This is a genomic window from candidate division KSB1 bacterium, assembly GCA_034505495.1.
In the GTDB taxonomy this organism is placed as follows: domain Bacteria; phylum Zhuqueibacterota; class Zhuqueibacteria; order Residuimicrobiales; family Krinioviventaceae; genus Fontimicrobium_A.
Genome location: JAPDQV010000002.1, coordinates 118,597 through 132,524, shown reverse-complemented (window position 1 = coordinate 132,524; position 13,928 = coordinate 118,597). Strand labels below are relative to the sequence as shown.

Annotated in this window: 11 protein-coding genes and 1 pseudogene; 4 read left to right on the top strand and 8 right to left on the bottom strand. The window is 53.3% G+C overall.

Annotation, left to right across the window (positions count from 1 at the left end; translation table 11 throughout):
* Positions 1-242: 242 nt before the first annotated feature.
* The 3 genes from ONB24_01555 (at position 243) to ONB24_01545 (ending at position 5,818) form a co-directional block, all read left to right on the top strand.
* A complete protein-coding gene (locus tag ONB24_01555; GenBank protein ID MDZ7314786.1) occupies positions 243-1,592 on the top strand; it encodes a polysaccharide deacetylase family protein in 1,350 nt (449 codons plus the stop codon).
* A gap of 389 nt (positions 1,593-1,981) precedes the next feature.
* On the top strand, positions 1,982-3,316 hold the full coding sequence (locus tag ONB24_01550) for a Gfo/Idh/MocA family oxidoreductase (GenBank protein MDZ7314785.1): 1,335 nt from the start codon (positions 1,982-1,984) through the stop codon (positions 3,314-3,316).
* Between the two features lie 15 nt (positions 3,317-3,331).
* Positions 3,332-5,818, top strand: coding sequence for a tetratricopeptide repeat protein (locus ONB24_01545; GenBank protein ID MDZ7314784.1), 2,487 nt, complete (start codon positions 3,332-3,334; stop codon positions 5,816-5,818).
* Between the two features lie 105 nt (positions 5,819-5,923).
* On the opposite strand, the gene ONB24_01540 is transcribed toward ONB24_01545, so the two are convergent.
* Complete coding sequence (locus ONB24_01540; protein ID MDZ7314783.1) at positions 5,924-7,420, bottom strand: hypothetical protein; 1,497 nt, start codon at positions 7,418-7,420, stop codon at positions 5,924-5,926.
* Between the two features lie 208 nt (positions 7,421-7,628).
* Here ONB24_01540 and ONB24_01535 point away from each other — a divergent pair, with 208 nt between their 5' ends.
* On the top strand, positions 7,629-8,054 hold the full coding sequence (locus ONB24_01535; protein ID MDZ7314782.1) for a hypothetical protein: 426 nt from the start codon (positions 7,629-7,631) through the stop codon (positions 8,052-8,054).
* Between the two features lie 44 nt (positions 8,055-8,098).
* On the opposite strand, the gene ONB24_01530 is transcribed toward ONB24_01535, so the two are convergent.
* The 7 genes and pseudogenes from ONB24_01530 to ONB24_01500 form a co-directional block, all read right to left on the bottom strand.
* Positions 8,099-9,763 carry an AMP-binding protein gene (locus ONB24_01530; GenBank protein MDZ7314781.1) on the bottom strand — a complete coding sequence of 555 codons (1,665 nt, stop codon included), beginning with the start codon at positions 9,761-9,763 and terminating at the stop codon, positions 8,099-8,101.
* Between the two features lie 149 nt (positions 9,764-9,912).
* Positions 9,913-10,260, bottom strand: a complete 348-nt coding sequence (gene rplS, locus ONB24_01525) for a 50S ribosomal protein L19 (GenBank protein ID MDZ7314780.1) — start codon at positions 10,258-10,260, stop codon at positions 9,913-9,915.
* 23 nt (positions 10,261-10,283) lie between these two features.
* Complete coding sequence (gene trmD, locus ONB24_01520) at positions 10,284-10,991, bottom strand: tRNA (guanosine(37)-N1)-methyltransferase TrmD (GenBank protein MDZ7314779.1); 708 nt, start codon at positions 10,989-10,991, stop codon at positions 10,284-10,286.
* A gap of 15 nt (positions 10,992-11,006) precedes the next feature.
* Positions 11,007-11,552 (bottom strand): ribosome maturation factor RimM, encoded by a 546-nt coding sequence (gene rimM / locus ONB24_01515; protein ID MDZ7314778.1) that lies wholly within the window; start codon positions 11,550-11,552, stop codon positions 11,007-11,009.
* Between the two features lie 200 nt (positions 11,553-11,752).
* A pseudogene (gene rpsP / locus ONB24_01510) lies at positions 11,753-12,019 on the bottom strand (30S ribosomal protein S16).
* Between the two features lie 18 nt (positions 12,020-12,037).
* Positions 12,038-13,354, bottom strand: a complete 1,317-nt coding sequence (gene ffh, locus ONB24_01505) for a signal recognition particle protein (protein ID MDZ7314777.1) — start codon at positions 13,352-13,354, stop codon at positions 12,038-12,040.
* A 90-nt stretch (positions 13,355-13,444) separates the two neighbouring features.
* On the bottom strand, positions 13,445-13,928 hold a 484-nt coding region (locus ONB24_01500), incomplete at its 5' end, for an AIR synthase-related protein (protein MDZ7314776.1).

Below are 13,928 nucleotides of genomic sequence, written 5' to 3'. Positions count from 1 at the left end.
AAACCGCATGCTTCTCTTAACGGTTTGACCCCTATTGAAAAATTGATTGATTATTTTTATCCCGAACAACTATAAATAACGCTTGGATTTCTTACACATGATTGCGAAAACATTTTACCTTGCTCATCCGTTAGTTACAGCAAATTATTCTTTAAATTGAACAAAGAAAACGGCTTTACATTTTCGAGCAAGAGTTCATTCTTTTATTTGCTGTATCAAAGCAAGCAAAGGAGCTAAACAGCATGGAAAAACTCGAGCGATTCCTCTTCTTGTCGGCTTTTTTGGGCCTGGTTTCAATCCTTCAAGCACAAAGTATTCAGACTCCGTACGAAGTCGCCGTATGGCGCGATTTTCGAACGGTTGCCGTCAGCTTTACCTTCGACGACAACTGCCCCAATCAACTCAACATAGCCGTACCAATGTTCAACGAATACGGCTACAAACTCACCCTGTTTACGGTAACCGGTTCCGGCTGGGGTTGGCCGGCAAACTGGAAGGCGCTGCGTCAGGCGGCGTTGGAGGGGCACGAAGTCGCAGCCCATACGGTCACGCATCAATCGTTCAGCGGCATGCCGGACAGCCTGCAGATATTCGAGCTGGAGGAATCTTTACGGACCATCGACCGCAACATACCCGAAGTTCGTTGCGCCACCCTCGCCTATCCTTTCTGCGTACCGGCAAAAAAGTCACTGTGTGAAAAATATTACATCGCCGCGCGCATCTGTTCCGGCTCTATTGTTTCCAACAATCCGTCGGATTTTATGAACATCAGCTCGATTATTTGCGGCGACCAGGGCCCGGTGAGAACGGGCAAAGATTTCTACAAAAGCGCTAAATCGGCTCTGAAAGCCAAAGGCTGGTGCGTCTTTTTACTGCACGGCATCGACAACGACGGCGGCTGGTCGCCGGTCGATTCCCGCGAGCTGCGCGCAGCCTTGGATTCGCTGAAAACGGCGCCCAACGACTACTGGGTCGAATCGTTCGGAACTGTTGCCCGCTACATCTATGAGCGCAAATCCGTGCAGGTCAGAGAATCGGCGGCAACGGACAGCACCATTACGCTGCAGGTGACCGATGCCTTGAACGACTCGATTTTCAATGTGCCGCTCACTTTGCGGCGACCGTTGCCGGAAGGCTGGCCGGCAGCGACGGTCTCGCAGAACGGCGTGCCGGTGCCGTTCAAGATCGTCGAGGTTTCCGGAACGCGCACGCTCCAGTTCGACGCCGTTCCCGATGCCGGCGACGTGGTTATCTGCAAAAGCGAAGCGTCCGCGGTTCATTTGCAGGGTCATTTGCCGCTCTCTCCTCAGCTGCGGCCCAATCATCCGAATCCTTTCAACCCTTCCACGGTTATCAGCTTTGAACTGCCTTCGCCGGGATTTGCGATGTTAAAAATCTACAACCTTCATGGCCGAGCGGTGCGCACGCTGGTTTCGGATTATTTTCCTGCCGGCGAACAGCGTCTGATTTGGGACGGGCGCGACGATTCCAACAATAGAGTTTCGGCGGGCGTCTACCTTTATCAATTGGAATTTAACGGCTCGGGCGGCAAGCGCATGGTGCTCTCGCGCAAAATGAGCCTTCTCGATTAGCCTCTGGTCCTTAGGCAGCCTTCCCTTCGAGAAAGGCTGCCTTTTTAAACCCTGCTCGGCTTACTCTCCCCAATTGCCTCTCACTTCCCGCTTCGTTTCTCAATATCTCAACCGCTTTTTTGTTTTCGATTTGCAGAACGATTTCGTTAAAAATGTTGTGGGATTTTTGGCGAAAGGGCTCTAAATTTGTCTTCGATTATTCCATTAATCTGCATCGATCGACCCAAAATCGGTGATTTAGCGGAAGAGCGATTCGTTCGTTGATTCGGTTTTTTTTCGTTGTTATCGCCGAATAAAAGGGCGGCATACCTCCGATATCGGCGATTTTTCTACATTCACCAGCTTCAAGATTTCGTCAAACGTCTTTGGACTCTAATCGAGGGGAAAGCATGAAGCGCAGGTCTTTTCTCAAAAATTCTTCGCTTGTCATTGGGGCATTTACCATTGTGCCCAGACATGTTCTCGGCGGACCGAAATATACTGCACCCAGCGACAAGCTATACATCGCCGCGATTGGTGCCGGCGGACAGGCGGCGTGGGATTTGGAACAGCTTGAAAGTGAAAACATCATCGCCCTCTGCGATGTGGATTGGGAACGCGCGGCGGATAGTTTCAAAAAGTATCCGAAAGCGAATCGTTATAAGGACTTTCGCGTGATGCTCGATCGGGAAAAGTCGATCGATGCGGTTTTAGTGGCGACGCCGGATCACACACACGCCGTAGCAGCCATGGCGGCGATCAAACGCGGTAAACATGTCTACTGCGAGAAACCGCTGACCCATACGGTGTATGAAGCGCGGATGCTGGCGCAGGCCGCCAAAGAGGCCGGCGTTGCTACGCAAATGGGTAATCAGGGCATGGCTTTCGAAGGCAATCGCCTGATCAAAGAGTGGCTGGCGGACGGCGCCATCGGCACGGTGCGGGAAGTGCATGTATGGTCTGACCGCCCGACGCGGCTCGGCACCACCGACCTTTGGTGGGCGCAGGGCATCGAACGTCCGAAAGAAACGCCGCCGGTACCGCCGGATTTGGACTGGGACTTGTGGCTAGGCCCGGCGCCTTTTCGGCCCTATCACCCGGCTTATGTTCCCTTTGCCTGGCGCGGCTGGTGGGATTTCGGCGAAGGCGGCCTCGGCGATATGGGCATCCACAACATTGCGCCGGCTTTCGACGCCCTCAAGCTGACGGCGCCCATCTCGGTGCACGCCTCCTCGACGCCGGTCTTTCCGGATTCTCTTCCTGTTGCGTCAATCGTTCACTACGAATTTCCGGCCGTCGGCGATCGGCCGGCCGTCAAGCTGCACTGGTACGACGGCGGGCTGCTGCCGGAGCGCCCCAAAGAGCTGGAAGATTATCGCGCTCTGCCCAAAGAAGACGGACTGATCTTTATCGGCGATAAAGGCGCCATGCTGGTTGAAGGGTGGGGCGGCGAAATCCCCCGCCTCATTCCCGAAACGCGCATGCGCGAGTACCGGCGCCCGCCCAAAACACTGCCGCGCTCGATCGGCCATCATGCCGAATGGATCCGCGCCTGCAAAGAGGGCACGCCGACCGCCTCGCACTTTGGCTTTGCCGGACCGCTCACCGAAACCGTGCTGATCGGCACCATCTGCGTCCGGTTGGGCGGCAGAAAGCTGCATTGGGACGCCGCCGCCATGCGCTTCGACGACGAGGAAGCCAATCGGCTGCTGCATTACGAATACCGCGCCGGTTGGGAACTTTAATCAAGGAGCATCGGCATGTTCCGTAAATTGGCCTTTTGGCTCTGCATTGCTTTGTTACCGATTGCTTTATTCTTTCTTGTGGAATTCAGTCTCCGTGCGTTCTCTTTCGGCTATCCGACGAGCTTTTTTCAGACCGTATCAACGTCTAAAGGCCGTTTTATTCGTGACAATCCCTTTTTCTTTTACCGCTTTTTTCCGCCCAAACTCGCCCGCAGCACCGGCCGATTCATCTTCCCCAAGCATAAAGCGCCTGACGCCTGTCGGATCTTTGTCTTCGGCTCGTCGGCAGCCATGGGCGATCCCGATTTCTCTTACTCTTTCAGCCGAATATTGGAGAGAATGCTTGCGGCCGGACATCCCGAAAAACAATTCCAAGTCATCAATACGGCGGCAACAGCCGTCAACTCACATGTTATTTTGCCGATCGTTCAGGAATGCAGCAAAAAACAGCCGGACCTGTTCATCGTTCTGATGGGCAACAATGAGGTCATCGGCCCCTACGGACCGGGCACCATACTGAGCCCATGGCAAAAGAACCCTCGCCTGATCCGTCTTGCCGTTCAAATCAGCGGCACTAAATGGGGACAAGCTGCCGCCGCTGTGCGGGGACTCTTTAAAAAATCAACGGAACCGCAGGAATGGGGCGGCCTGGAGCTTTTCCTCAGGCACAAATTCCGCCATGACGATCCCGCTCTAACGACGGTGTATCGATCGTTTGCAGCCAATCTGGACCACATCTGTGATATCTCCGCCAAAGCCAAAGTACCCCTCATTCTGTGCACGGTGCCGACCAATCTGACCGACTGGGCGCCGTTTCTGTCGCTTCCTCAAGAGCTGCCTAAGGATCTTTTGGGAAAAAAGCAAACTTTGCTCCGACAAGCCGAAGAAGCAGCGAAAAGGGGTGACCCAACTCAGGCGGCCTCGTTCTACGCGCAGGCGGCCGAGATCGATTCGAGCGATGCGACGGTTGTTTATGCACTGGCTCAGGTCGAACGTGAAGCCGGCCGAATCGAAAAAGCCCGGCGGTTGTTTCTGCGCGCCCGCGATCTGGACGGCCTGCGTTTTCGCGCCGACTCCCGTCTCAACGAGCTGATCCGCCGCGCAGCAGGTCAGAGTCGGGCAATTCTCGCAGACCTTGAAATGGATTTTCTCAACGCCCAACTGCAGCGTGAACGCCAAGATCTGTTTCTCGATCATGTTCACTTTACCTTCAGCGGCAACTACCTCCTCGCCGGAACCCTGCTGCCCAAGGTCGAAGCCGCTTTGGGGCTGCAGAGCTCGCAGCCGCCTACGATCGAGGAGACGGCTCGCTCTCTTGCTTATACCGGCTGGGATGCCCTGCGCATTCAGGAAGAAATTGCCCGCCGCTTTGCCGACCCGCCGTTTACGGCAAAAAGCGAGTATCGCGAACTTTTAACCAAAGTGCAGAACCGCATCGAACGGCTGCAGATATTCAAAGGTCCGGCTGCACTTCAGAGCGCCGAATCCTGGTATCGAACAGCGGTTGAAACCTTTCCGCAGGACTGGATTTTGTGTGAGAATTACGGCAAATTTCTGTTGAATGCGCTAGGCGATGCTTCCGGCGCCGAGAAATGTTTTGCCTCGGCTTTGGAGATATTGCCGCAGGATGCCCTCCTCAGCAACAATCTGGGAGTTGCGCAAAGTCGTCAAGGCCGGTGGCAGGCGGCGGAACAGTCCTTTGCCCGCGCATGCCGCCTTATGCCCCATCTCTCCGATGCCTCAGCCAATCGCCTGCGCGCTTTGATCGAATTGAACCGAACGGACGAGGCGGCAACCCTGCTTTTAAAGTCTGACCTGCCGCAGCGAAAGCGCGCCGAACTGTTCAACAGCATTGGTATTCGCTGCATCAATAACGGGCAGCAAAACAGGGCGTTGAACTATTTCCGCGCAGCCCGGCAGGCCGACCCCGCCTTCGCCGAGGCGTTTTTCAATGCCGCATTGACGCTCAAGGCTCTGGGGGACACCACCGGTGCTCTTGCGGAACTGGGCCGCGCCGTCCAGCTTGTGCCCGACCAACCGGCAGTGCGTCGGGAGTTAGCAAAAACTTTGATCGCTGTCGGTCGTTATGAGGATGCACTGGCTCAATATCGGGATCTCGTTCGGCTGGCGCCGGAAGATCAGGAGGCGCGCAACGATTTAGGGGTTCTTTATGCGCAGATGGGATTGTTCGGCGAAGCGATGACCGAGTTCAATACCGTTCTTTCCCGCGATCCAAAGAATGCCGCAGCTCTCAGCAACTCAGCCATGACCGCCTCTCTCTTGAGACGCCATGCCGAAGCGATCGATCGACTGAAAAGACTCAATCGCCTGGGCCTTCGTCCGGAGGTGCTTTATCGTATCGGCTTGGAGTTTCTCAAAATGGACCGCAGCGATTCGGCCCGCAGCTATTTCCGGCAGGCCTTTGAGCTGCGGCCGGACTATATGCCTGCCGTCGAAAAATTGGACAGCCTGAACCAGGCCGAAGCATCGGCCGGTCGATGACGCGCAAGAGGGCATTACCATAAACGGAAAAGGGCGTCTTTGGGACGCCCTTTGTTTTTTAGTTGTCGAAAATTAGCGGAAAATTAGGCAGATTTCGCAGTGACGTTATTTCTCTTTATAGGGCAAATTTTCGATAATGTTTTTCGTATAGAACATCGGCCATTGCGGTACCACAATGGGATAGGGGACGTTCTGCTGTACGACGAATACCTGCACCTTTGGAATCTCGATCTTGTCGAATATCTCACGATTCACGACAATCTTTTTCTGATATTTGTTCTGCAGACCGTCGAGGTATTCGTCGAAAGCTTTGTTCAGTTTAAACTGGCGCGCGGGATCGGTCGTGTCAGGAAAAGCCTTGGCGATTTCGGAAATGATGCGGTTGCGCTCAAAGGTGGCAATTACGGCATCCTCCCACATCTCCGCCGCCCGCACCACCTTCAGATCTTTATCCAGGCGCATCTTGTATGCTTCTTTGTTGAGATAGAGATCTCTCACCATAGCCGCAATGGCGCGCCTGAATTCGAAATAGAACTGGCCGCGGTTCATCGCCTGACGACGATAGACAAGCGGATGCGACATGAGGGCCTTGCGAAAATCGCCGACGGTCCATGTTATGCCGTCGATTGTAAAGAACGGCTGCTGCAGGAAAGCTTCTTCCGTCGGCAGGTCGGAAGCGACCAAGGTGCTGTCCTCCATCTGCCAAAAACGGCCCAGAATCTCAAGCTTTTTCTGTTGATCCTGCGTGCGGTTCAAATCGTAGGTCAAATCGGCAAGTTTTTTGAAAATATCGGGGTTGAATTGAATCTCCTTCCCCTTCATGACCTCCTTCAGATACCTATCCCAATTGCGCGTCGCCTTGTTCAGGGTCAGCTTTTCGATCACCTCTTTTTTACGCAGTTTGGCGTCCTCGCCGCCGAACAGCAACACATCGCGCCAGTTGACCACTTTGATGAAAATCCATTGGTCGTAATCCAGCTGCAACGGTCCGATTACGCTGTCCTGCTTGAGCGGACCCGAAAAAAGGGCTTCGTGGATGTTGATGTGATCGGGGTCCTTCCACTTTGCCGTCCAAGTGGGTCGTTTGCCCGCAGGCATAATGCTGTTGAAAATCGCCAAGGCGGAATCGGGGTGAGCCTGAACCCGGGCGCGCAGCGCTTTGCCGATGGAATCGTTATGAATGGAATAGAACTCGAGGTCGTATTCCCGCTGAGAAAGGCGAAGCGTCTTTTCCACCTCAGCGCTGTCGAGCTTGACGACGTCGTAAGCCTTTTTATAGAACAGCTGCTCGCGCATTGCCTGCTCTTTGCGGCCTTTTATGAAAGCGCGGAACAATTCATTGCGGCTGAGCTCGCTGCTCTTGCCGAATTCCTGCGCAAAAATCTTTTCCATGACCAGATTGGTGAGAAGAACCTTCTCCAAATTCCGATTGAAGGTGGGAAAGTTTGGGTGAGGAGTAAAAGCGGCTCGATATTCGAATTCCTTTTGGGTGATGTAGCGATCTCCAACCTGAACGACGGCATCTTCAGGGACCTTTTTAGCACAACCCGCAACCAGCAGTAGAATACCGACAGCGTAAATCGTTTTTCCGAGAATCTTCATCTCCTTTTCACCTCGTGATTGGTTACATCATATAAAGTACCAGTTTTCAGTAGAAATCAAAAGTACTTTTTTAAATCATAAAGCCGTTAAAGGTTCCAGGCCCTTATTAGAGTTGAAATTACTGCTTTGAATTATCGATTATTTTCTCTATATTTAATCAAGGCAGCAGGGATCTGTCTGAAACCTGAGAAACATAAGGATTTCCGTCATGTCAAAAACCTTTCAAGTCGGGGATGAGGTTCAAGCCCTGTGCGGTAAGTGCAAATCGGCAACCATTCACATCATCGAAGTCATTAACGAGCAAAAGATCAAACGGGTTCTGTGCAGGAGCTGCAACACGTCCCATCGCTACTTGCCGGTCGGCAAAGAAGAGAAACCTAAAAAATCGACCAAAACGGCGGCCAAAAAAGAAATCGATCCGGCCGTAAAGATGAGCCGCAAATGGTCGAGACTCATGGCCAAATCAGAGACCGAAACGCCGGTTTCGTATCAGATGAACAAAAAGTACATGGTCAACGAGGTGATTCATCACGACAAGTTCGGCGATGGAGTTGTAGTGAATATCATCGACGCGAACAAAATATCCGTTGTTTTTGAGGACGGGCCAAAGACTTTAATCCAAAACCGCGGATAATTTCAAAACAATAAAAAAAGCCGCATCGTTCGATGCGGCTTTTTTTATTGGGTATAGAGATAGCGTTTGATTTTTTTAGTGGGTGTTTTGACAAATTCTTCCGGCTGCTCGATTATTTTGTGGATTCGCGAATAAGCAGCCACATTTTCATTCACCCGCTGCCGAATATCCTCCAACAACTTTTCGACGACCTTGCGGGCTTCCGTCTCGTCCATTTTGGAAGTGCCGAATTCCTTGTCGATGGCATCATAGTCCAGGAAAACGCGGGCGACGATCCGGCGCTCGGATTCATAAACCAGCGATTCGAGCACATACGGACTCTGGGAGAGATGAAATTCGATCTCTTCCGGATAGATGTTCTCGCCGCTTGGTCCGACGATAAGGTTCTTGGAACGGCCTTTGATGAACAAGTACCCTTCCTCATCAATGTAACCGCGATCGCCGGTAATCAGCCACCCGTCCTCGCTGAAGGCTTTTTTGGTGGCTTCTTCGTTTTTGTAATAGCCCTTCATAATATTCGGGCCTTTGGCGTAAATTTCGCCGATACCGGTTTCCGGATCGGGATCATGTATTTTGAGCTGAACGCTGGGGACAATGACTCCGGCAGAGCCCTTCTTTTGTTTACCGACCGGATTGACCGTGAGCAGCGGAGAGGCTTCGGAAAGGCCGTAACCGCAGATATAAGGAAATCCGCCTTCCATCAAAAAGTCCTCCACTTCCGGCGGAGTGGCCGCTCCGCCGAATACCATAAAGCGCAACTGGCCGCCGAACGCTTCATAGAGGCGCTTGCCGGCAATCTTGTTGACCAGCTTGCGCGTAGCCGGCAGGCGGTAGAGCAGCTTGGAAGCAGCCTTGGCGTTGATCTCGGCCAGGACCTTTTTCTTGTAGATTTTTTCCATGATCAACGGCACCGAAAGGATCATGGTCGGTTTGATCTTGGCGACCGCAGGCAGCAGCGTCTGCGCCGTCGGCAGTCCCTTGATGTAATAAACCTTGGCGCCGACCATGAAAGGCGTGATGAAACCGCAGGTACACTCGTAAGAATGCGACATGGGCAGAATGGATACCAAGCGGTCCTTCTCGCTGACGTCGATCATTTTGATGGCCGAGATGGCGTTGGAAATGATGTTCTTGTGCGTCAGCATGACGCCCTTGGAATGACCGGTCGTGCCCGAAGTGTAGAGTATCTCCAACAAGTCCTCTTCATCGACGTCATAGCTGACGGGTTTACCGTCCAATCCTTTGCCGAGCTCGACCATTTCGTCAAAAGTAAGAACTTCTTTGTCTGGAAACGCTTCCAAAATGTTGTCCAGCAGGACAATGATTTTGAGGTCCTTGAACTTTTCATCGACGATTTTGTGTGCGAGCTTGGAGGAAATAAAGATTACTTTTGATTCCGAGTTGCGCAAAATATGGTGAACTTCCGCCTTGTGAAAATCGGGCAAGATCGGCACATTGATGCAGCCCATTACGCCTGCCGCCAGATAGGCAACCGCCCATTGGGGACTGTTTTCGCCCAGGATGGCCACGCGATCGCCTTTTTCGATGCCGAAATGGCGCAAAGCTTTTTGAATCGCCTTGGCCTGCTCGATCACATCTTTGTTTCGCAAAGGCTCCTCATCGACAAAGGAAAAAAGAATCTCATCGGGATTCATCGTTTCCCGACGTCTAAAAACTTCCGTCAACGTCAATTTTGCCAAGTCTTTCATAATCCTTTCTCCTGCTTTGGTCCTTTCTTTATAGACCAATGTATTGAATTCATTTCGTCATGTCAAGCTGTTTTGAATAACATTCACTTGTTTAGATAAAAAAACCGATGCCCTTTTGACACCGGTTCTTTTTTCGAGCAGTATTAGGACTATTCGTTGCGCTTTTCGTCGATGCGCGCGGCTTTTCCGGACAGCTTACGGAGATAGTACAGCTTGGCGCGGCGGACCTTGCCTTCCCGTACGCGTTCGATCTTGGCGATGCTCGGCGAATGGAGAGGAAAGATCCTTTCCACGCCGACGCCGTTTGACACCTTACGAATGGTGAACGTTTCGTTGATGCCGCTCCCGCGGCGGCTGATGACGATGCCTTGGAAAACCTGAATTCGTTCCTTATCTCCTTCAACCACCTTGACGTGCACATTCAACGTATCGCCGGCGTGAAAATCGGGAATGTCGTCCCGAAGCTGCGCCGCTGCAACTGCATTGACTTTGTTCATTGCTTTGCCTCCTGAGAGAAGCTTTATTCGTTTTTCATTTTTTTCAGATAGTTTCGATATATATCCGGCCTGCGTTTCCGCGTTATTTCAATCGATTTTTCCAGCCGCCATTCGGCGACGGCACGATGATCGCCGGATAATAATACCTTCGGCACCTGCAGGCCGCGAAAAATTTCAGGCCGTGTATAATGCGGATGATCCAGCAAATCGTCCTGAAAAGAATCCGTAACCGCTGAATCGATGTCGTTCAGAACGCCGGGCAGCAGTCTCGTGACGGCATCGATGACGCACATGGCGGCCACCTCGCCGCCTGAGAGAACATAGTCGCCGACCGAGATCTCTTCGCCCACAAAGGTATCGATCACCCGCTGATCGATGCCTTTATAATGGCCGCACAGCAGAACGAGCGCTCTCCTCAGAGAGAGCTCGACGGCCTTTTTCTGCGTAAATAATTGGCCTGCCGGCGTCAACAAAGTGACCGGCACGCCCTCGAGTTCGAATCTGTTATATACATCCTCGATGCAGCGGAACAACGGTTCCGGCTTGAGGATCATGCCGGCGCCGCCGCCGTACGGATAATCGTCGATTTGTTGATGCTTGTCCTCGGCATAGCGGCGCAGTTCATGCAGATATACTTTCAGCTCGCCTTTTGCGATCGCCCGCTTGATCATGCTCTCGCTTAGAAACCCGGAAAACGTTCCCGGAAAAGCGGTGATCACATGTATATCCACCCAAAGTCACTCCTTTCATTCGCTCAAAAGACCGTCGATCACCTCGACGATCATTTTTCTCTGCAGAAAGTCGATCTGCCGAATGAACTGGGGAACGTCGGGAATCAGAATCTCTCTGCCCTGCTCGTTTTCGATGACGAACAGATCCTGCGCCGGCAAATCGAGCAGTTCCTTCACCCGCCCGATATAAGAGCCGTCGGCGGTAAAGACGGACAAATCTACATATTCGTGGTAATAATGCACGCCGTCGGGTAAAGGTAACGACTCGCTCTCTGGAATTTGAACATACTGATTGCGCAGGCGATCTGCCTGTTCAAAAGTCGTCAGCTCCTTCAAAGTTAACAGAACGCTGCCGCCGCTGTATTGAACGCGCGCAATTTGGTATTCCTGATAAAACGCCGCGTCATTGCCGATAAAGACTCTTTTGAGCAGGGTAAACCGCTTGGGATCGTCCGTCAGCGGTTCTATTTTCAGCGCGCCGCGAACACCGTGCGGTTTGATGATCCGCCCGATGATGATGAACTCGGATGAATCGTCCGCGCCTTCAGGAAATTTGTTCATGAAAGGACGATCGCTTAAGCTTCGGCAGCAGGCTGTGCTTGCGTTTCGGCGGCCGCCGATGCATCGGTCTTGGCCGGTTCAGGAGCGCTCTTGCCGGCTCCGCGCTTCTTCATGGCCAAAAGAGCTTCCCGTTTTTTCGCCTGCTGTTCTTTTAACGCTTCCCATTTTTTAAATTCGACCTCGATTTCTTCTTTGCTCAAGCCGCGCTTGATCAAATCGAGCTCGAACAATATGCCTTGGGAACGCAGCAGACTGCGCACCGTGTCGGAAGGCTGCGCACCCTGGAGCAGCCATTTCAGCGCAACTTCCCGATTGACCCTCACCTCCGGCGGATCCAAAAGCGGATTATAGGTGCCGATCAATTCCAAGTATTTGCCGTCCCGCGGCCTGCGGGAATCTGCGGCAACGATGCGATAGAACGGCCGTTTCTTACGGCCCATCCGGGTCAGTCTTAATCTTACCGCCAATTAAAGTACCTCCTTTGATTAGAATCCCAGCGGCATGCGAAATTTGCCGCGATGCTTGAAACTTTTTATCATTTGCCGCATTGCCTCGTACTGGTGCAGCAGACGGTTGACTTCCTGAACCGTCGTGCCGCTGCCCGCGGCAATGCGTTTGCGTCGACTGCCGTTAATGATATGCGGTGAACGACGCTCTTCGCGCGTCATCGAGTTGATGATCGCCTCGGCTCTGATCAGTGACCGATCGTCGATCTGCATGCCTTTAAGGGCTTTGCTTTGCATGCCCGGCAGCATGCCGAGTATATCCTGCAAAGGTCCCATTTTTTTCAGCTGCTGCAGGTTCTCGAGAAAGTCCTCGAGCGTAAACTGTTGATTGCGCAGCCGGCTTTCCAGTCGCGCCGCTTTTTCTGCATCAATGGCCTGCTGCGCTTTTTCGACCAGCGTGACAACGTCGCCCATGCCGAGGATGCGCGAAGCCATGCGCTCGGCATGGAAAAGCTCGAGCTGATCCGGCTTTTCGCCCACGCCGACGAACTTGATCGGCCTGCCGGTTACGGCGCGGATGGACAGGGCTGCGCCGCCGCGCGCATCGCCGTCCAGCTTGGTGAGTACGATGCCGGTAAAGTCGATGCGCTGCTTAAAGGCCGAAGCTGCATTGACGGCGTCCTGACCGGTCATGGCGTCGGCGACGAACAGAATTTCGCTCGGCGTCACCGCCTGCTTGATCGCCGCAATCTCGTTCATCATCTCATCATCGATGTGCAGCCGACCGGCCGTGTCGATGATCGCCACGTCATGCATGGTCTTACGGGCATGCAAAACCCCGTTCTTCGCGATGCCCACCGCATCGGCGGTCGGCTCTTCATAAACGGCCATGCCGAGCGACTTGGCGATCACCCGCAGCTGGTCGACGGCAGCGGGCCGGTACACATCGGCGGCAACGAGCAGCGGATTGTGTCCCTTTTTGCGCAAATGCAGCGCCAACTTGCCGGCAAACGTCGTTTTACCCGACCCCTGCAGGCCGCACAGCAGAATTGCGCTCGGAATTTCGTTTCCGATGCGGAGCGACGAATCCGTCGGGCCCATGAGCTTGACCAGTTCATCATAGATGATCTTGATGATCATCTGTCCCGGCGTGATGCTCTTGAGCACCTCCCGGCCGACTGCCCGTATCTGGACGTCTTCAATGAACTGCTTGACGACTTTATAGTTGACGTCGGCTTCTAAAAGAGCGCGACGAACCTCCCGCAGGCTGTCGGCAATGTTCTTTTCCGTCAGCTTGCCCTGACCGCGCAGATTGCGCAGAACCGTCTCGAGTTTTTCGCCGAGCTCCTGAAACACGCCGTCGTCCTACTGGCTGAGGTGCAAAGTCAATCAATTTAATCAAATAGAACGTTTTCCGCAAGCGATTTTTACGGCGATAAGGTCAAACTAAACAAAGACCTTTAGGATTTCATCCTGAGCAAAGACGGGCAAAGGCAGGCGCAGATTGTTCTCGATCAGGATGTTCCCCTCTTCCGGCGGCGTCATGCGGCCGATTTCGGCCGTCGGAATGCCCCGCAAGCGAAAGGCTCTGGTAATGGCATCTACCGACTGCGCCGGAACTGCAGCGAGGAGCGCGCCGGAAGCCAATGTACCCAGCGGATCCAGACCAAAGTGGTCACAGAGCAGCTTGCCTTCAGGCCAAATCGGCACCTTTTCGCGATAGACGACGGCGCCCAAGCCGGCAGCTGCTGCCATTTCGTGCACTGCAGTTGCCACACCGCCCTCGGTCGGATCATGAAGGGCGTGAACTCGCCCGGCGGCAAGAGCAGTCCGCGCTGCGGCAATGATCGAGATGCCGGGGTCATAGAGAAAATTGCGGCACCGCTCGATAAACTCGCCGCCAAAGGCCGTTTCGAGCTCTTTTCCCTTT

Coding starts and splice junctions, on each gene's coding strand:
- ONB24_01535 (MDZ7314782.1), top strand. CDS start 7,629: ATGTCAAAAACCTTTCAAGTCGGGGATGAGGTTCAAGCCCTGTGCGGT.
- rplS (MDZ7314780.1), bottom strand. CDS start 10,260: ATGAACAAAGTCAATGCAGTTGCAGCGGCGCAGCTTCGGGACGACATT.
- ONB24_01555 (MDZ7314786.1), top strand. CDS start 243: ATGGAAAAACTCGAGCGATTCCTCTTCTTGTCGGCTTTTTTGGGCCTG.
- ONB24_01530 (MDZ7314781.1), bottom strand. CDS start 9,763: ATGAAAGACTTGGCAAAATTGACGTTGACGGAAGTTTTTAGACGTCGG.
- ONB24_01550 (MDZ7314785.1), top strand. CDS start 1,982: ATGAAGCGCAGGTCTTTTCTCAAAAATTCTTCGCTTGTCATTGGGGCA.
- ONB24_01540 (MDZ7314783.1), bottom strand. CDS start 7,420: ATGAAGATTCTCGGAAAAACGATTTACGCTGTCGGTATTCTACTGCTG.
- ONB24_01545 (MDZ7314784.1), top strand. CDS start 3,332: ATGTTCCGTAAATTGGCCTTTTGGCTCTGCATTGCTTTGTTACCGATT.
- rimM (MDZ7314778.1), bottom strand. CDS start 11,552: ATGAACAAATTTCCTGAAGGCGCGGACGATTCATCCGAGTTCATCATC.